15 protein-coding genes and 2 pseudogenes are annotated in these 19,773 nt (G+C 42.5%); 5 read left to right on the forward strand and 12 right to left on the reverse strand.

Going from position 1 to position 19,773, the window contains the following annotated elements; all coding sequences use genetic code 11:
- The 4 genes from adhP to QMQ21_RS11710 all read left to right on the forward strand — a co-directional run.
- A partial coding sequence (gene adhP, locus QMQ21_RS11695; RefSeq protein ID WP_261814488.1) for an alcohol dehydrogenase AdhP occupies positions 1 to 978 on the forward strand: 978 nt, incomplete at its 5' end.
- Between the two features lie 235 nt (positions 979 to 1,213).
- A complete protein-coding gene (locus tag QMQ21_RS11700) occupies positions 1,214 to 2,203 on the forward strand; it encodes a PTS sugar transporter subunit IIB (RefSeq protein WP_000021972.1) in 990 nt (329 codons plus the stop codon).
- Positions 2,204 to 2,230: 27 nt separating this feature from the next.
- On the forward strand, positions 2,231 to 3,034 hold the full coding sequence (locus tag QMQ21_RS11705) for a PTS mannose/fructose/sorbose transporter subunit IIC (RefSeq protein WP_000022715.1): 804 nt from the start codon (positions 2,231 to 2,233) through the stop codon (positions 3,032 to 3,034).
- Between the two features lie 23 nt (positions 3,035 to 3,057).
- Positions 3,058 to 3,969, forward strand: coding sequence for a PTS system mannose/fructose/sorbose family transporter subunit IID (locus QMQ21_RS11710; protein ID WP_000136861.1), 912 nt, complete (start codon positions 3,058 to 3,060; stop codon positions 3,967 to 3,969).
- A 161-nt stretch (positions 3,970 to 4,130) separates the two neighbouring features.
- Here the strand turns inward: QMQ21_RS11710 and pepC are convergent, their stop codons facing one another.
- From pepC to rpsL, 11 genes and pseudogenes are all read right to left on the reverse strand, one after another.
- Positions 4,131 to 5,465, reverse strand: a complete 1,335-nt coding sequence (pepC, locus tag QMQ21_RS11715; RefSeq protein WP_000991655.1) for an aminopeptidase C — start codon at positions 5,463 to 5,465, stop codon at positions 4,131 to 4,133.
- A gap of 111 nt (positions 5,466 to 5,576) precedes the next feature.
- Positions 5,577 to 6,299 (reverse strand): pseudouridine synthase, encoded by a 723-nt coding sequence (locus tag QMQ21_RS11720; protein WP_001234889.1) that lies wholly within the window; start codon positions 6,297 to 6,299, stop codon positions 5,577 to 5,579.
- Between the two features lie 88 nt (positions 6,300 to 6,387).
- Positions 6,388 to 6,591, reverse strand: coding sequence for a hypothetical protein (locus QMQ21_RS11725; RefSeq protein ID WP_249274697.1), 204 nt, complete (start codon positions 6,589 to 6,591; stop codon positions 6,388 to 6,390).
- Positions 6,592 to 6,611: 20 nt separating this feature from the next.
- Positions 6,612 to 6,842: a GlsB/YeaQ/YmgE family stress response membrane protein gene (locus tag QMQ21_RS11730; protein ID WP_023932538.1), complete on the reverse strand. Its 231-nt coding sequence runs from the start codon at positions 6,840 to 6,842 to the stop codon at positions 6,612 to 6,614.
- Positions 6,843 to 6,851: 9 nt separating this feature from the next.
- On the reverse strand, positions 6,852 to 8,093 hold the full coding sequence (locus QMQ21_RS11735; protein WP_023935611.1) for an aminopeptidase: 1,242 nt from the start codon (positions 8,091 to 8,093) through the stop codon (positions 6,852 to 6,854).
- 21 nt (positions 8,094 to 8,114) lie between these two features.
- Positions 8,115 to 8,291: a hypothetical protein gene (locus QMQ21_RS11740; protein WP_162199230.1), complete on the reverse strand. Its 177-nt coding sequence runs from the start codon at positions 8,289 to 8,291 to the stop codon at positions 8,115 to 8,117.
- Complete coding sequence (locus tag QMQ21_RS11745) at positions 8,281 to 8,985, reverse strand: hypothetical protein (protein WP_023935610.1); 705 nt, start codon at positions 8,983 to 8,985, stop codon at positions 8,281 to 8,283. The genes QMQ21_RS11740 and QMQ21_RS11745 overlap by 11 nt, the downstream gene beginning before the upstream one ends.
- A gap of 9 nt (positions 8,986 to 8,994) precedes the next feature.
- Positions 8,995 to 13,386, reverse strand: a complete 4,392-nt coding sequence (locus tag QMQ21_RS11750; RefSeq protein WP_138700951.1) for a PolC-type DNA polymerase III — start codon at positions 13,384 to 13,386, stop codon at positions 8,995 to 8,997.
- Between the two features lie 103 nt (positions 13,387 to 13,489).
- Positions 13,490 to 15,566 (reverse strand): annotated as a pseudogene (gene fusA, locus QMQ21_RS11755) (elongation factor G).
- Between the two features lie 248 nt (positions 15,567 to 15,814).
- Positions 15,815 to 16,285 carry a 30S ribosomal protein S7 gene (gene rpsG, locus QMQ21_RS11760; protein WP_023935608.1) on the reverse strand — a complete coding sequence of 157 codons (471 nt, stop codon included), beginning with the start codon at positions 16,283 to 16,285 and terminating at the stop codon, positions 15,815 to 15,817.
- Between the two features lie 19 nt (positions 16,286 to 16,304).
- Entirely contained in the window at positions 16,305 to 16,718 is a 414-nt protein-coding gene (gene rpsL, locus QMQ21_RS11765) for a 30S ribosomal protein S12 (protein WP_001142332.1), read from the reverse strand.
- Positions 16,719 to 17,001: 283 nt separating this feature from the next.
- Between rpsL and QMQ21_RS11770 the strand changes: the two are divergent.
- Positions 17,002 to 17,153: pseudogene (locus tag QMQ21_RS11770) on the forward strand (IS30 family transposase); the annotation flags it as partial.
- Positions 17,154 to 17,410: 257 nt separating this feature from the next.
- On the opposite strand, the gene QMQ21_RS11775 reads toward QMQ21_RS11770, so the two are convergent.
- Entirely contained in the window at positions 17,411 to 19,408 is a 1,998-nt protein-coding gene (locus QMQ21_RS11775) for a thiol-activated cytolysin family protein (RefSeq protein WP_261814489.1), read from the reverse strand.
- Between the last annotated feature and the right edge of the window lie 365 nt (positions 19,409 to 19,773).

Consider the following 19,773-nt stretch of genomic DNA (forward strand, 5'->3'; position numbering starts at 1 on the left):
GTTGAAGAAAAAGTGCTCCGTCCACTTGAAACTGGGGAAGCACTTGTAGAAGTTGAATACTGTGGCGTTTGCCACACCGACCTCCACGTTGCTCATGGTGACTTTGGTCAAGTCCCAAGACGTGTTCTTGGCCACGAAGGTATCGGTATCGTTAAAGAGATTGCTCCAGATGTGAAAAGCCTTAAAGTCGGTGACCGCGTCAGCGTTGCTTGGTTCTTTGAAGGATGTGGCACTTGCGAATACTGTACAACTGGTCGCGAAACCCTTTGCCGTACAGTGAAAAATGCTGGCTACTCAGTAGACGGTGGTATGGCTGAACAATGTATCGTAACTGCTGACTATGCTGTTAAAGTTCCTGACGGACTTGATCCAGCCCAAGCTTCTTCTATCACATGTGCTGGTGTAACAACCTATAAAGCTATTAAAGAAGCCAAAGTTGAACCAGGCCAATGGGTTGTTCTTTACGGTGCTGGTGGACTTGGTAACCTAGCTGTTCAATATGCTAAAAAAGTATTCAATGCTCATGTTATCGCAGTTGATATCAACAATGACAAACTTGCCCTTGCAAAAGAAGTAGGCGCTGACATTGTTATTAACGGCCTCGAAGTTGAAGATGTACCTGGACTTATCAAGGAAAAAACTGATGGAGGTGCTCACTCAGCTGTCGTAACTGCTGTGTCTAAAGTTGCCTTCAATCAGGCTGTTGACTCAGTTCGTGCTGGTGGTCGCGTAGTCGCTGTTGGTCTTCCTTCTGAAATGATGGAACTTAGCATCGTAAAAACCGTTCTAGATGGAATCCAAGTCATCGGTTCTCTTGTAGGAACTCGTAAAGACTTGGAAGAAGCCTTCCAATTCGGTGCAGAAGGTTTAGTAGTTCCAGTTGTTCAAAAACGTCCAATAGAAGATGCCGTAGCCATTTTCGACGAAATGGAAAAAGGTCAAATCCAAGGACGTATGGTACTCGACTTCACCCACTAATCTAATAGAAACCTATTTTAAAAGTTGGAAGCTTCTTTCAACTTTTTTATATTAAATTTTTAAATGTGGATTCAATATTACTCCTCAAAAAACTCAATATATCAACATCCAAAAGTAAAAGTTTTTTTAATTTTTTATGATAAATAGTTGCTTTTTACATGAAAACGGTTTATACTTAAACAGTCTTAAAGTTTTCTTAAATGAAAACTAAAACAAAAAAGGAGGAATGACAATAATGAGTATCGGAATCATTATTGCGAGCCACGGCGAATTTGCTGCGGGTATTCATCAGTCAGGATCTATGATCTTTGGTGAACAAGAAAAGGTTCAAGTTGTGACCTTTATGCCAAATGAAGGTCCTGATGATCTATACGCTAAGTTTAATAACGCTGTTGCTGCATTTGACGCAGAAGATGAGGTTCTAGTTTTGGCTGACCTTTGGAGTGGTTCTCCATTTAACCAAGCTAGTCGCGTGATGGGAGAAAATCCTGAGCGTAAGTTTGCCATCATCACAGGACTTAACTTACCGATGTTGATTCAAGCCTACACAGAGCGCCTCATGGACGCTGCTGCAGGTGTAGAAAAAGTCGCTGCTAATATCATTAAAGAAGCCAAAGATGGCATCAAAGCTCTTCCAGAAGAGCTAAATCCAGTTGAAGAAGTTGCAAGCGCTGCAGCTGCTCCAGTTGCCCAAGCTGCTATCCCAGAAGGAACTGTTATCGGAGACGGTAAATTGAAAATCAATCTTGCCCGTCTTGACACACGTCTACTTCACGGTCAGGTTGCAACTGCTTGGACTCCAGATTCAAAAGCAAATCGTATCATCGTTGCTTCAGATAACGTGGCTAAAGACGACCTTCGTAAAGAATTGATTAAACAAGCAGCTCCAGGTAATGTCAAGGCTAACGTGGTTCCAATTCAAAAACTGATTGAGATTTCAAAAGACCCACGTTTTGGAGAAACACATGCCCTTATCTTGTTTGAAACACCTCAAGATGCCCTTCGTGCCATCGAAGGCGGCGTGCCAATCAAGACTCTTAACGTTGGTTCTATGGCTCACTCAACAGGTAAAACATTGGTCAATACCGTTTTGTCTATGGACAAAGAAGATGTTGCTACATTTGAAAAAATGCGTGACTTGGGTGTTGAATTTGATGTCCGTAAAGTACCAAATGATTCTAAAAAAGATTTGTTTGACTTGATTAACAAAGCCAATGTCAAATAAGCCATTATTTATGAAAGGATTTTAAACATGTCTATTATTTCTATGGTTTTAGTAGTCGTTGTAGCCTTCTTTGCAGGTCTTGAAGGCATCCTCGACCAGTTCCAATTTCACCAACCACTTGTAGCCTGTACCCTTATTGGGCTTGTAACAGGTCACTTGGAAGCAGGGATTATCCTCGGTGGATCGCTTCAAATGATTGCCCTTGGTTGGTCAAATATCGGTGCTGCTATCGCTCCTGATGCTGCACTTGCTTCTGTCGCTGCTGCCATTATCATGGTTCTTGGTGGTGACTTTACCAAGACTGGTATCGGTGTTGCCCAAGCGGTTGCTATCCCTCTTGCCGTAGCTGGACTTTTCTTGACAATGATTGTTCGTACAATTTCAGTTGGTTTGGTTCATACTGCAGATGCTGCCGCTAAAAAAGGTGACTTCGGCGCTGTGGAGCGTGCGCATTTCATTGCGCTACTCTTCCAAGGACTTCGTATCGCACTTCCTGCAGCTCTTCTCCTTATGGTACCAACTGAAACTGTACAAAGTATCCTTAGTGCCATGCCAGACTGGCTCAAAGATGGTATGGCTATCGGTGGTGGTATGGTCGTTGCCGTTGGTTACGCCATGGTTATCAACATGATGGCAACTCGTGAAGTATGGCCATTCTTCGCTCTTGGTTTCGTTCTCGCTGCTGTGTCAGACATTACTCTAATCGGATTCGGTGCTATCGGTGTTGCTATCGCGCTTATCTACCTTCACCTTTCTAAAACTGGTGGAAATGGTGGCGGAGGAGCTGCAACTTCTAACGACCCAATCGGCGATATCCTAGAAGACTACTAAGATAAGAAAGGACTGAAAACATCATGACTGAAAAACTTCAATTAACTAAATCAGATCGTAAAAAAGTTTGGTGGCGTTCAACCTTCTTACAAGGGTCTTGGAACTTTGAACGGATGCAAAACTTGGGCTGGGCTTATACACTCATTCCAGCTATCAAAAAACTCTATACTAAAAAAGAAGATCAAATCGCTGCTCTTGAGCGTCACCTTGAGTTCTTCAACACTCATCCATACGTAGCTGCTCCAGTCATGGGGGTTACTCTTGCGCTTGAAGAAGAACGTGCTAACGGTGTGGAAATCGATGACGCTGCTATCCAAGGGGTTAAAATCGGTATGATGGGACCTCTTGCTGGTATCGGTGACCCAGTATTCTGGTTTACAGTACGCCCAATCCTTGGATCTCTCGGTGCTTCACTTGCCCTTACTGGCAATATCTTGGGCCCACTCCTCTTCTTTGTTGCATGGAACTTGATTCGTATGTCATTCTTGTGGTATGTTCAAGAGATTGGATACAAGGCTGGATCAGAAATCACTAAAGATATGTCTGGCGGCATCCTTCAAGATATCACTAAAGGAGCTTCTATCCTTGGGATGTTCATTCTTGCTGTCCTTGTTCAACGTTGGGTAAATATTAAATTTGCTTTCGATGTTTCTAAAGTTCAACTAGATGAAAAGGCTTATATCCATTGGGATAAATTGCCAGAAGGGTCTAAAGGTATCCAAGAAGCATTCGCACAAGTAGGACAAGGATTGTCTCAAACTCCTGAAAAAGTTACTACTTTCCAACAAAACTTGGATATGTTGATTCCTGGATTATCAGGACTACTCCTTACTTTACTTTGCATGTACTTACTTAAGAAAAAAGTATCTCCAATCACTATTATCCTTGCCCTCTTCGCAGTGGGTATTGTGGCACATGTTCTTCACATCATGTAATCAAGCAACTAAAAAGGAACCAGGTTCTAAAATCTGATTCCTTTTTTCTAGGCTTTTATACTCAATGAAAATCAAAGAGCAAACTAGGAAGCGAGCCGCAGGCTGTACTTGAGTACGGCAAGGCGAAGCTGACGTGGTTTGAATTTGATTTTCGAAGAGTATTATTCTGCCAAGGCTCCCATTGGATCCCAAGGTGCAAGTACGATTGGTTCTGCTCCATAGGCAGCTTGTTCTTCTGCTGTCAGCAATTCCTTACGAACAACGATTTGGTATGTGTATTCGTCCATCCAAGCGTCTGAGGCAACAAAGTAACCATCTGTACCGACCTTGTCTCCCCATGAGTTTTCAACCTTCCACTTGGTTGATTTACCATTTTCGTCCAAGTCAACACCTGTCAAGACCATGGCGTGGGTCATCAAGCTTTCGCTATAGTCCAAACGTCCGGCCTTGTCTTGAGTAAGTTTAATGTCCATGCTTGATTCAAAGTCATAAACATCTGTCGCAAGGATTCCAGCTTTGCGGTTGCTGAGCTGGCCAACATCAGAACCAAACCAAACAGTCTCACCTGCTTGCATTTGGGCAATCGCCAATTCTTTCAAGCGCTCCATTGGAACGTTGATGTAACGAACCGCACGGCTACCAACCACATTTCCCAACATCTCAACTGTGTAAGATTTACCGTATGGTTTATCAGCAGTTGGAGCATTGATAACAGAAACGTAGTCTTCTAAAGGAAGATTGACATATTTCTTGTAAAATTCCTGTGGAGTAATACCTTTTTCGCTTTGGTAGTTATTATCCTTATCACGATAAGCAAAGTCAAATTTACGTGGTGGTAGTCCTAGTGACATGGCAAGGAAGTTAAAGATCTCTTGCAAGAGGTCTTCTTTCTTAGCTTGAACAGTCGCTTGGTCTGCGCCAGAAGCTAGTAAGTCACGCAAGATTTGAGCATCTTGGCGCAGCAATTTGTTAAGGATTGCATTTAGCTCACGGCTGCTACTAGATGAAACAGACTCAGGATAAACTGACTTAGGCACGACACCGTATTTTTCAAAGAGGGAAACGACCATATCCCATTGACCACCATCTTGTTGTGGTATTTGGAGTAAGAAGCTAACCTTACGGCTCGTCAATTCTTGGTCTGCAGTCGCAATGACTTGCTCCAAGAACCAGTTTGATTTCTCATACTTGTCCCAGAAGAAAGTGTGGGCTTGTGACAACTCAAAGTTCTCCAATTTGTATTGCGAGATGAGTTTGTGGCGAAAAGTGTTGAGAGCCGCAAACATCCAGCAACGACCAGACGCTTTCTGGTTAGTGACCTTGTCCTTGGTTAAATCCAATGAGAAAACAGGTGTGTTGTCTACATGGCTTTGGCGACGTTCCAGAGCTGCAAAAATTCCGTTGTGGCTAGCAGCATTTTCAATCGCTTGGTATTTTACATTTGCTTCATAGTTGGCAAATAGTTTATCAGTAAATGATTCTTGAATCGCGTTCATAGATTCCTCCTTTTATTCTACAGTCTATTATAACTCTTTTCACAAAGGAAGCAACTAAAAAACATAAAAGGCAAGGACATTCTTCCCCACCTTTTTCAAATATAAATCAAATTAAGCAATACTAGCAAGGAGAATTTCTAAGTCTTCCTTGGTCAAGCGACGCCATTCCCCTCGTTCCAGGTTCTCATCTAATACTAAAGTTCCCATAGTCAATCGTTGCAAGTCCACCACTTCCTTGCCACAGTAGCCCACCATACGCTTGACCTGATGAAACTTTCCTTCTGCAATAGTCACACGGATTTGGCTCTGATTCTTTTCTGCATCTGTGGAAAGAATCTCCAGTCTAGCGGGTTGACAAGTAAAGTCTTTGAGAGGAATACCCTTGGCAAATATCTCCACATCTTCTTGTGTCATAATTCCCTTGACCTGAGCCAGATAGGTCTTATCCACATGACGCTTGGGTGAAAGAAGAGCATGGGCAAGCTGACCGTCATTGGTCAGGAGCAGGAGTCCATGCGTATCGATATCCAAGCGCCCTACTGGGAAAACTTCCTTGCTCCGAGCAATATCATCCAACAAGTCCAGAACGGTTCTGTGCTTGGGATCCTCAGTCGCTGAGATAACTCCTTGGGGCTTGTTCATCATATAGTAGACAAACTCCTCATACTCCAACACTTGCCCATCAAAGCGAATCTCATCTCTTTCTTCATCAATCTGCAATTTAGCTGATTTTTCTTTTTTACCATTTACAGTCACGCGCCCAGCCTTGAGCAAGTTTTTGACCTCAGTCCGACTTCCCACCGCACAGGCAACTAAAAATTTATCTAATCTCATAGAACTATTATATCATATCAAAAGGAGGCTAGTACAATGACCTACCTCCTTTTCGTTTCATACTCTTCAAAAATCTCTTCAAACCGCGTCAACGTCGCCTTGCCGTATATATGTTACTGACTTCGTCAGTTCTATCTGCAACCTCAAAACAGTGTTTTGAGCTGACTTCGTCAGTTCTATCTGCAACCTCAAAACAGTGTTTTGAGCTGACTTCGTCAGTTCTATCTACAACCGCAAAGCAGTGCTTTGAGCAACCTGCGGCTAGTTTCCTAGTTTGCTCTTTGATTTTCATTGAGTATCAGATTTAAGAAATTAACTTCCTCGTCTCCAGAAAATTGCTAAGACAATCATGGAACCTAAAACAGCTGGGATAATAGCTGTTCCTGATAAAACTGGCCCCCAAGTTCCAAAGAGCAAGTGACCTAGAAAGGCTCCGATCCAACCGAGAAACATTTTTCCAAAACATCCCATTCGCTCTCCACGATTGGTCAGAGTACCTGCTAAAAATCCCACTAGGAGACCAACGAACATACTTCCTAACATATTATCTCCTTAATTTGCCCAATTCCCATTACGGAAAAGAGGTACTCGCGTTCCATCCTCACGAATACCATCGATATCCATTTGGTTAGAACCAATCATAAAGTCTACGTGAACATCTGAACGGTTAAGCCCTGCAGCTTCAAGCTCCTCTTCGCTCATCTCCGCTCCACCAACAACGCTAGTTGCATAGGCTGCACCGATAGCCAAGTGGTTTGACGCATTTTCATCGAAAAGGGTGTTAAAGAAGGTAATGCCTGACTGAGAAATTGGACTTGGATCTGGTACCAAGGCACATTCACCCAAGGCACGCGCACCCGCATTTTCAAAGACAAGGTCTTTCATAACCTGATCACCCTTCTCAGCAGTGATATCTACGATTTGTCCATCCTTAAAGGTCACCTTAATGCCTTCAATGATATTTCCGTTGTAGCTAAGCGGTTTTGTAGAAGTGACATAACCATCTGCACGACGGAAGTCAGGCGCTGTGAAGACCTCTTCTGTCGGCATATTTGGCAAGAATTCTTCGCCCTGTGCATTAACAGCACCAGCTGATTCCCAAACGTGGTTCTTTGGCAAACCAAGTGTTAAATCTGTTCCTGGCGCTGTGTAGTGAAGGGCTGAAAATTGTTCTTTATTAAGCATATCTGCCTTGCTCTTGAGGATAGCTGCATGCTCTTCCCAGGCCTTAACAGGATCTGCTTCGTAGACTCGGCAAGTTTTGAAGATTTGGTCCCAAAGGAGATCGACTGCTTCTTCATCGCTCGCAGCATTTGGAAATACCTTCTTAGCCCACTCAAGCCCAGCAGCGGCTGCTACCGTCCAGCTAACCTTGTTGGATTGAGTTGCGATTCGCATTGGTTTCATGGCAAGTCCCATAGCTTTAGCAGAAGCTGATAGCTTGTCAGCATCCACTCCGTTCAAGGCACCTGGATCAGATGAACGAACTCCAAGACGGCTAGCCTTATTCTCCAAGAGATAGTTCATCTCAGCAATCTTGTATTCTGGCACATTGTCCAAACGCTCCATCGGGGTATGGAGGAATTTCTCACGGTTAATCACATCATCTGTCCACTGAACGATGACCTCATGCGCACCCAAGACATAAGCTTCTTTCACGATTAGATGTGCCAATTCACGTTGCTCCACATCAATAGAGAGAGTCAAAGTGTGACCAGGTTGCACGTTAATTCCGTTCGCAACCAACAATTTCGCATATTTTTCTAGATTTTCTTTAAAATTTGGTAAAACCATGTAATTTTCTCTTTTCTATTTTTATTTTTCTTTCAAAGCAGAAAAGATTCCTGCTAAAGCAATAGCACCTGACAAGAGTGCTGTTGATAGAAGAATTGTCTGATCAGCAAGTTCTAATTGATATTCAAAGACCTTCTCAGCCGGCTTATCTTCCGCAAAAATTCTTAGTTTTATGAAATGTCCTTTCTTATTCTTCATGCTCTCCTAGGTAGAGGCGTCGTGCCTCTGGACTATTTGTGAGGATATCTATATAGGTTTCATAGTCATCAGGCAGAGGCTTTCCTAAAGAGATATCTTGTTCTGGATTTATATTTTTCCCATAAAGAAAGCAAAGATAGAGACGTTCGTTGAGTGTTGGAAATACTTCAATAGACATAAGTTCAGCCTGACCTACCCGATCCCAATCCTGTTCTTTGATATCTGATATGATATAGGTTTGGAAGAGTCCCATAAGTGGATTATCTTCTGGTAGTCCACTGTCTTTATCCGCCAGGACCAAAGAACAACGTCTACCAAAACCAACAAGTTGGCGCTCCCTTCCCTTTACCGAAACAGTAATAGGATGCCCTCCAATATGGCTATAAATCCATTCTTTAGGCAGTTCATAATTTAACAGGGGGGTAACTTCTTTGACAATCGCTACAGGACTATAGCGTAGAAACTGGCGAGTAACAGCCTTACAAAAGAGGATATCCTCCTCTTTCAAGGTCACTCCCTTCCAATTATTTTCCTCGTTAAAATGGTTGAAAAATACCAGATAGGGATCACGCACCATTTGTGCTAATACGTAAACGCCATTTCGCAAACTTATGGAAATAACTTTCCCTGGTTTCCAGGGTGTTGCTCTTTTTTCTTTTCCATCATGATACAACCTCAAACCTACACAAGACATTTCAAACTATTAAAACAACTCATCAAATAAACTCAACTGGTTATCCTCTGGCATATTGCCGAGAATGCCCATTTCATCCATCTTCTCAACTAGGGTTGATGAAAGTCCGCCACGCTTACGCAATTCTGTTTTAGAGAGAAATTCTCCCTCTTCACGCGCTCGTACCAACTGCTTGGCAACGTTCTCGCCCAGACCATCCATAGCAACAAATGGCGGAATGAGGGTATCCCCATCGATGAGGAACTCTGTCGCCTGACTACGGTAGAGATCGAGTTTTCCAAACTTGAAACCACGCTCCCACATCTCATTGACAATCTCAAGAGTTGTATAGAGATCAATTTCCACATTAGAGGCTTCGTTATTCTTGCGTTTTTCAGCGATTTCTTCCATTCTGCGCTTGATGGCATCCAAGCCCGCACCCATAGTCTTGATATCAAAAGCCTTAGCACGAATGGAGAAGTAAGCACAGTAGTAATAAATCGGATGGTGAACCTTGAAGTAAGCTACACGCAAGGCCATCATAACGTAGGCTGCCGCATGGGCTTTAGGGAACATGTACTTAATTTTCCCACAGGATTCGATATACCACTCTGGCACCTTATTGGCCTTCATGGCTTCGATGTAGCCATTTCGCTCCTCTTCGGAAATCTTGAGCCACAAGCCCTTACGTACCCGTTCCATAATGGTAAAGGCCATCTTAGGTTCCAGACCAGCATGCATGAGGTAAACCATGATGTCGTCCCGACAACCGATAACAGTCGATAGATCAGCAATTCCTTGTTTAATCAAATCTTGGGCATTGCCCAGCCAAACGTCGGTACCGTGGGACAATCCAGACAACTGTAGCAACTCCGCAAAAGTCGTTGGATGGGTTTCATCGACCATGCCTCGGACAAAGTTGGTTCCAAACTCTGGAATCCCCAACATACCCGTAGGCGTTCCAATTTGCTCAGGTGTTACCCCAAGTACATCAGTCCCAGAAAAGAGTGCCATCACGCCTTCATCATCCATAGGGATTTCATTAGGGTCAATACCAGACAAATCCTGAAGTTTCCTAATCATGGTCGGATCATCATGTCCCAGTACATCGAGTTTGAGGACGTTCTCATCAATATCGTGGAAGTTAAAGTGAGTGGTCTGCCATTCAGCCGTCACGTCATCTGCTGGATACTGGACAGGCGTAAAGTCATAGACATCCATGTAGTTAGGAATAACAACGATTCCCCCTGGGTGTTGTCCCGTCGTCCGCTTGACACCAGCCGCCCCTTGAGCAAGACGTTCCACCTCTGCATCACGATAAAACTTGCCATAGTCTCGCTCATAACCCTTGACAAAGCCATAAGCGGTCTTAGCAGCCACCGTACCAACCGTTCCTGCACGGAAGGCATATTCCTCACCAAAGATATCACGCACATCCAAGTGGGCGCTAGGCTGATCTTCTCCCGAGAAGTTCAAATCAATATCGGGAACCTTGTCTCCATCAAAACCAAGGAAGGTCTCGAACGGAATATCCTGTCCGTTTTTGCTGAGTTTGTGACCGCAGTTTGGACAGTCCTTATTAGGCATATCAAAACCTGAACCGTAAGAGCCATCGGTGATAAATTCACTGTACTGACACTGACCACAGACATAGTGAGGAGATAGAGGATTAACCTCTGTAATCCCAATCATGGTCGCAACAAAGCTAGATCCGACAGATCCACGAGAACCAACCAAGTAGCCCCGTTCATTAGAACGTTGCACCAACATCTGGGAAGCCAGATAAATCACGGCAAATCCATTTCCCAGAATGGAAGTTAATTCTTTTTCAATCCGCAAATCAACAATATCCGGTAGCGGATTTCCATAAATCTCAAAGGCCTTCTTATATGTCAACTCAGCAACCGTTTCTTCAGCCTTGTTGATGAAAGGCGTGTACAAATCACCCTTAACAACTTCAACAGGCTCAAAGATTTCTACCAAAGCATTGGGATTTTCAATTACCAGTTTACGAGCCAGTTCCTCTCCCAAGAAGGCAAATTCATCTAACATCTCATTAGTCGTTCTAAAATGAGCCTTTGGCAAAGGAGCTGGTTGGGCATGTTCTCCATGACCGATAGTTCGGTTAATCATAGCCCCCTGGCCTAAACTACGGACGATAATTTCACGGTAAATCTCTTCTTCTGGTTCGATATAGTGGACATTCCCCGTAGCCAGAACAGGTTTACCAAGACGATCTCCCACATCTATCAAACTCTTGATAATGGTATGGAGTTCCTCCATATCCTTGACCTGCTCCTTGGCAATCAAGGGAGCATAGATGGCAGGTGGCATAACCTCGATAAAGTCATAATACTTGGCCACTTCAACCGCCGCATCCACACCTTGGGAAACGACCGCATCAAAAACTTCACCTTCAGAGCAAGCTGAACCTAAAATCAGACCTTCTCGATGGGCATCTAGAACCGTTCTTGGAATCCGTGGCACTCCTTCAAAATACTTGGTATTAGACAAGGAAACCAGCTTAAAGATATTTTTTAGCCCTACTTGATTCTTAACATAAATTGTCGCATGCTTAATCCGAGCTTTTTTATAAGAATCTGGACTAATCAAATCAATGTTGAGTCTAGCTAAATCGGTCACACCATGTTTTTCTGCCACCTCTTTGATAAAGATGAAAAGCAGGCGACCTGTAGCTTCCGCATCGTAGTTGGCCATATGGTGATGTTCCAAAGCCACACCAAAACGCTTGGTCAAAGGTCCCAAACCATGACGTTTATACTCAGGATAGAGGTTTCTTGCAAACTCCAGCGTATCAATAACTGGCTGGCTAATTTTAGGAAGACCATGACGCTCATAATTGGCATTCATAAAGCCAACGTCAAAGGTCGCATTGTGAGCGACTAGGACAGTATCCTTGCAGAATTCTTGGAATTCCTGTAAAACTTGTTCCAGTGGTTTAGCATTTTTGACATGGTCATCTGTAATTCCAGTCAACTCAGTAGTAAAAGCTGACAAGGGGTGCCCAGGATTGATAAATTCATCAAATTCGGCAATGACATTCCCCTTATACATCTTAGAGGCCGCAACCTGAATCAAGTCATTATAGATGGCTGAAAGCCCCGTCGTTTCCACGTCAAAGACCACATAAGTTGCTTCTGACAAGTCCATCTCTACTTCGTTATAGACGATAGGGACACGGTCCTCCACGATATTGGCTTCCATTCCATAGATTAGCTGGATTCCCGCTTTCTTGGCCGCCTTATAGCCGTGTGGGAAGGATTGAACATTTCCATGGTCGGTGATGGCAACCGCCTTGTGTCCCCACTTAGCAGCTGTCGCAACGATCTCTTCTACCTCGGGTAGAGCATCCATAGTCGACATGTTAGTATGAGCGTGAAACTCAACCCGACGCTCACCTTCTGGCATCAAATCCTTCCGCTCATAGTGAACAACTTCCTGCACATCCTGCACGTTCATAGTCAAATCGCGTGTGAAGTTATTCATCTCTACATTCCCACGAACTCGGAGCCAAGAATTCTTCTTGATGAGGTCAAATTTCTGAGCCTCTTCCTCGTTCTTAACCCACTTTTGCATAGAAAAACTTGAAGTGTAGTCCGTCATTTTAAAGTTGATTAAAACACGACCCGTTCTGGTCACTTTTTGCTCCACATCAAAAACAACCCCTTCAAAGACCAGACGATTTTCCTCAGTCGTCACTTCGATCATAGGAGTAATCTCCGCCTTGTCCAGCTTGGGTTTAGCTGCAGCTTTTTTGGCTTGAAAATCAAAGGCTGGTTTCTCTTCCGCTGGAGGAGGTACCATCTGTTCCAGTTGTTCCATAGCACGGAGCGCTTCCTCATTGGCCGCTTGAACAATCTGCTCATTTTCAGCATGAAAGGCCTCTTCCTGCTCCTGGGTCAGGACATCATTCTTCTCGACTTGACAGTTGAAAGTTGGAAAGCCAAACTTTTCAAGTTGGTTGGCTAAATTAGGAAGATGATTTTTCTTAAAGTGTTCCTTATCAATCGCCTCAGAGCCTTCAATAAAGAGCTGATTGCCCTCCGCACGAACTTGCAAATTTTGATAAAGAGATTTAAAACCTTGACTAGCACATGGCCCCTCAGAAAAAGCCTCTCTATAATAGGCCTGCAAGAGTTGATTTGAAAATTCTTGAGACCGAACCTTGATTTCGAAAACAGCTTTATTGCCTGTCTTAGAAAATTCTTCGCTCAAACCTTTCTTTAATTCTAAAAAGATTTCAATCGGTAAAATATTAGAAAATACGAAATGAAACTCCCATACCTTACTAATTTTATGAACCACAACTCGCTCAATATCAGCCTGTGATAAAGCAGGATCCTGTCTCATTTCAGCAGGCATCCCCAATTGATTCATCAAAATTTCAAAATTGTTTGACATTCATTTTCCTCACATTATTCTCCTACTATTTTACCATATTTAGAGGTATTTTCTAAAGACAAAAGGAAGCCACTAAGTGACTTCCTTCTAGAGCGAGGACTGATTAGTCTTCACCTTTGTTTTTCTTAATGATTTCTTCTTGTACTGACTTAGGTACATCTTCGTAGTGGTCAAATACCATCATGAATGTACCACGTCCTTGAGATGCAGAACGAAGAACTGTTGCGTAACCGAACATTTCAGCAAGTGGAACGTAAGCACGAACGATTTGGCTGTTACCGTGTGCTTCCATACCATCTACACGTCCACGACGAGCAGTTACGTGACCCATAACATCACCAAGGTTTTCTTCTGGAACAGTGATTGTTACAAGCATCATTGGTTCAAGGATAGCTGGTTGTGCTGATTTAGCAGCTTCTTTCAGAGCAAGTGAAGCCGCGATCTTGAAGGCAGTTTCAGATGAGTCGACATCGTGGTATGAACCATCGTAAAGTTTAGCTTTAACGTCAACCATTGGGTAACCTGCAAGAACACCGTTAGCCATAGATTCTACCAAACCTTTTTCAACCGCTGGGATAAATTCACGAGGAACCACACCACCGACGATTGCGTTTTCGAATTGAATCCTTTACCTTCTTCGTTTGGAGTAAATTCAATCCATACATCACCAAATTGACCTTTACCACCAGACTGACGTTTGAAGAATCCACGAGCTTGAGTAGAAGCGCGGAATGTTTCACGGTAAGATACTTGAGGAGCACCTACGTTCGCTTCAACTTTGAACTCACGACGCATACGATCAACAAGGACGTCAAGGTGAAGTTCACCCATACCTGAGATAACTGTTTCACCAGTTTCAACGTTTGTTTCAACGCGGAATGTTGGATCTTCTTCAGCCAATTTTTGAAGGGCGATACCCATCTTGTCTTGGTCAGCTTTAGATTTTGGCTCAACCATCAATTGGATAACTGGTTCTGGAACGTTGATTGACTCAAGGATGATTTTAGCTTTTTCATCTGTCAATGAGTCACCAGTTGTAGTATCTTTCAAACCAACGGCAGCAGCGATATCACCTGAGTAAACAGTGTCGATTTCTTGACGGCTGTTGGCGTGCATTTGAAGGATACGTCCGATACGTTCACGTTTACCTTTGGAAGTGTTCAATACGTATGAACCTGATTGAAGAACACCTGAGTAAACACGGAAGAATGTCAAACGACCTACGAATGGGTCAGTCATGATCTTGAAGGCAAGAGCTGCAAATGGCTCTTCATCAGATGCTGGACGAGTTTCTTCAGCATCTGTATCTGGGTTAATACCTTTGATCGCTGGGATGTCAAGTGGGCTTGGAAGGTAGTCAATAACCGCATCAAGCATCAATTGAACACCTTTATTCTTGAAGGCTGAACCACACAATACTGGGAAGAATTCAACGTTGATAGTCGCTTTACGGATACCAGCTTTCAATTCTTCGTTAGTGATTTCTTCACCTTCGAGGTATTTCATCATCAATTCTTCGTCAGTTTCAGCAACTGCTTCAATCAATTTTTCACGGTATTCTTGAGCTTGGTCAAGGTATTCAGCTGGGATGTCTTCTTCAAGGATATCTGACCAAGGTCGTTAGTATAGATTTCAGCTTTCATCTTGATTAAGTCGATGATACCACGGAAGTCATCTTCAGAACCGATTGGCAATTGGATTGGGTGGGCATTTGCTTGAAGACGATCGTGAAGTGTGCTTACAGAGTAAAGGAAGTCAGCACCGATTTTGTCCATTTTGTTGGCAAATACGATACGTGGAACTCCATACTCAGTTGCTTGACGCCAAACTGTTTCAGTTTGAGGCTCAACACCTGATTGTGAGTCAAGAACGGTAACCGCACCATCCAATACACGAAGAGAACGTTGTACTTCGATTGTGAAGTCCACGTGTCCTGGTGTGTCGATGATGTTTACGCGGTGGTTGTTCCATTGAGCTGTTGTCGCAGCAGATGTGATAGTGATACCACGCTCTTGCTCTTGCTCCATCCAGTCCATTTGTGACGCACCTTCGTGAGTTTCACCGATTTTGTGGATTTTACCAGTGTAGTAAAGAATACGCTCAGTAGTTGTTTTCTAAGCATCGACGTGAGCCATGATACCGATATTACGAGTTTTTTCAAGTGAAAATTCGCGTGCCATGAGGTTTGTTTCTCCTATTTATTTTTGATTTCTATTCTATTATAACACGATTTTAATAAAAACGGATAGGCAGGACCTACCCGTTCTCAATGTTTTCATGCTATTGTTGGTTTCAACTTGTAGATTTACAAGTTGAATTGAACTCGGGCTAAAAGCTTGGAAAATAGATAAGCTCTCCTAGAATCTTCGATTCTTCGTCAAGCTTCCTAATTTTCAGTCGCTTTTTTAACGCCCTTAGTATCTTAATCTTACCAACGGAAGTGTGCGAATGCACGGTTAGCTTCAGCCATACGGTGAGTGTCTTCACGTTTCTTAACAGCTGCACCAGTGTTGTTAGCAGCATCCAAGATTTCTTTTGCGAGACGGTCTTGCATTGTGTGTTCACCACGAAGACGAGCGATTGTTACCAACCAACGAAGTCCAAGTGTTGTACGACGTTCTGGACGAACTTCAACTGGGACTTGGTAGTTAGAACCACCAACACGACGTGCACGTACTTCAAGTACAGGCATGATGTTTTCCATAGCTGTTTCAAATACTTCAAGTGCATCGTTGCCAGTAGTTTCTTTGATTTGCTCAAAAGCACCGTAAACGATTGAAGCAGCTGTACCACGTTTACCGTCAAGCATAACGCGGTTGATAAGACGAGTAACTAGTTGTGAATTGTAAAGCGGATCTGGCAATACGTCACGTTTTGGAGCTCTATTTTTACGACTCATTTCTCTTTATCCCCTTTCCTTATGCTTTTGGACGTTTAGTACCGTATTTAGAACGGCCTTGTTTACGATCGTTAACACCTGCAGTATCAAGTGCACCACGGACGATATGGTAACGTACCCCTGGAAGGTCTTTTACACGTCCACCACGAAGAAGCACCACGCTGTGCTCTTGCAAGTTGTGTCCGATACCTGGGATGTAGGCAGTAACTTCGATAAGGTTGCTCAAACGTACACGAGCGAATTTACGAAGGGCTGAGTTAGGTTTTTTAGGTGTCATTGTTCCAACACGAGTTGCAACACCACGTTTTTGTGGTGAAGAAACGTTTGTTTGAACTTTTTTATGACTGTTGTAACCAACGTTCAAAGCTGGTGATTTAGATTTTTCTACTTTTGATTTACGCGGTTTGCGAACCAATTGGTTAATTGTAGGCATCTACATTCTCCTGTGTTTTTTTATTTTTGGTGATGATACACTTGGTGACAGCTATCATCTGTGTGTACTTTTGCAACATTTGTCAGCACGTCCCTGTACACTCTTGAGAGACCAAAAGTAAAAAGTACCGTCTATTATTGTAACAAAATTTTCCCTTGCTTGTCAAGATATTTTTCTTTTTTATTGTTAATCTTTTCCTACGCTAACTTCTCAAAGTAACTTCCACTTACCTGACCGAAGTGGAAATTAGTCTAAAACGGATTTTTATGGTGGAATTAAGTGTGAGACTTTCCGTTCCATCATTGAGAAGATGGGAAAAGACCCGTCAACGATTTCAAAAGAAATCAAGCGCAATCGTATCATGCATCCAACATCCGTCAAATCTGATTGCACGGATTGCCCACTTCTCAAAAAGCTCCTTATGTTTGTAACAACGCGTTTTTCTCATACTAAAGGCTAGGTTGTGGAAAACTGGAAGTTAGTTTTATATTGAATTGAAATAGGACATGAACAAATCTATTGGGAAAGTCAACTTAATTTCTAGAAATGTTTTAATAGCAACAACGTACTATTCTAGTTTCAATCTGCTATAGAAGTTACCCTTTTCATTCTCTCAAAAGTCAATCATAAAAGAGGAGAAATCGAAGTTCCTCCTCTTCACTGTTTACTATCGAATCAAGTAAATCAAATCGTTACTCATTCACAATTTTTTCATCAACTTTAGGGTTTAGAGTTGTTCCCCAATGTGTAATTGTACGCTGTTGTACTAGTGGTAAGTCTGTGCGGTTGTAAACTGTACGCCATGGTTCCCATACAAGACCCGTCTTTTCTTGAACCTTGATACGAAGATTACGGACATTTCCTTTAAATTGAATCTCTGTTTGGAAGCCTGAAGTTCTGTTTTTTCCGTTATCTTCCCATTGACGTGAACGGATTTCTGGATTTCCTTGTTCATCATATGTAATTTCATCCCAATAGATGTAGTAACGCGCAACATAAGCACCCTTATGATGAAGTTTCAAGAAGCCATTTTTGTAAGAAGTAACCTTCGTTTCGATATAGTCTGTACTATTTTGTAAAGTTGCTTGGGCATTATCTTTTAGGAAGGCAGTCTTATATGCGATTGGCACAGCTGGACTTTGAGCGCTAAAGTTAGCTCCTTCTCTGATGAGTTCCTTCAAGTTTTCGACTGTTCCTGTGACAACTTTGGCGGCACCGCTAGCATTACCTCCTACAATTACCGCTGTTACAGAAGTATTCTTCAATAGACGGCTCCATTCAGAATTTGGAGCAATTGTTGCGCCTTTGATAACCGCATTGATAGCTGCTTTTAATTCAGTAGACTTACTTGTTGACTCAAACTTAACATAGATTTGACGTCCGTAAGAAACATTTGATACATATACAGGTGGAGTTTGTGAATCAACACCTCTTTGTTTTAAATCTTCAGGTGTCACACTCTTGTCAAATACAGCCGCTGGATTGGTCGGTGCATCAAATGTCGCTGTATAGTAGATTTGTTTAAAGTTTACAACTTCAATTTGCTTTTCACCCTTTTGCACAGCCTCAAAGTCAATCTTGAGCGGTGCACCTGCTTTTTCAAAGTCTGCACCAAATTTTGCTTTCAATTGGTTCATGCTATAGGCTGTAGTTGATTCATACTGAACACGGGCAGGAACGGAATGGCTAGATGAGTAATTCTTTGTCCATCTTTCAACCAAGGTATTCATCGCAGACTGCATACCACTAGTTGTAGGATCTGCTTCAATTCGGCTGTCAGACTGAATCATACCAGGTAAATCGACGCTGACTGTCCCCTTTGCACGGGCAAGACTAATCAATTCTGGCTGATTTTCTAGCAGATTTTGGTTGGCTTTATACAAGCCACCTAGGAAGACATTTTGATTTCCATTGATGGAAACATCTGCTGTGCCTGTAGAGAGGGTTTTCTTGATTTTTTCTACAACGACAAACTCTCCATTTTGTTCCTTAGCACTTGTGTTGTAGCGATTTTCTAAGGTTTCTCCCTTGCGAGTTAAAATATCCAAAGGATTATAAGTTAAACCAAAAAGGTAGTCTTTCAATGCTGATGTTTGATTTACTACTGGTGCGGTTCTGTCCTGTCCAACTTGAGTTGTTGCTGAACGGAATACTTCCACTTCTGCCAAGCTCAATGGAGTATTTTTAGTTTTCAACTCCACTTTTACATAACGAGCGTCTTTGGCGGTGAAGAAAACTTCAAGTTCTGCCTTCCCATTCAAACTATCAAAGTGTTGACGAGCAACTTCTTGTTTTGCTTCATTTAACAAAACAACATCAAAATTGGAAAGACGATTAGCTACATTCCCATCTCCACGATTGTAAAGTTTAACTTTTCCAACATTCTCTGTTTTTCCGAGATCAACTTGCCACCAAGCATTGTCTTCAAAGTTTGTATGCGTTACAGAATGGTGCCCATAGTCACTATCAACATTACCATCCACTGCTCGTGTAGCAGCTCCTCCATAAGCAGTAGAACTTTGACTAGCTTGTTTTCCACGAGCGATGTTTTCTGTCTCAACTGGACGATTCCCTTGCTCTGTAGCCAAAGCTACTCCCTGAGCGTTCAATAAAAAGGCCGCAACAACAGCACTACACACACCGAGTCCACACTTTTTGACAAAGCGATGCAAACGTTTTTCTTGATTCATTCCTTATTCCTCCGTTTTTAAATGAATACGTTTTCCTATTTGTTTATAGTCTATCAAATTTCAAGTAAAAGTCAAGCACAAACCAGCAAAAAAGTCAAGAAAATAAGAAGAAAACGTTTGCTGAATTTTTCTGATATTTTCTTTCGATTTCCAGTAAATACTATAGTTTGGAAACTAGATAACACTTGAAAAACACTAACTTTTTTCTTTTCCTATTTATAGTTTCACTAGATGAGCTTTTTAAAAGAAATATTAGAGATCAATTTCTGAATAAAAATAGCTGGGAACACATCATCTTCCTAATAATACGTCTTGTCTTATGTGACATTTTTATACTCTTCGAAAATCTCTTCAAACCACGTCAA

Source organism: Streptococcus bouchesdurhonensis (genome assembly GCF_948472335.1).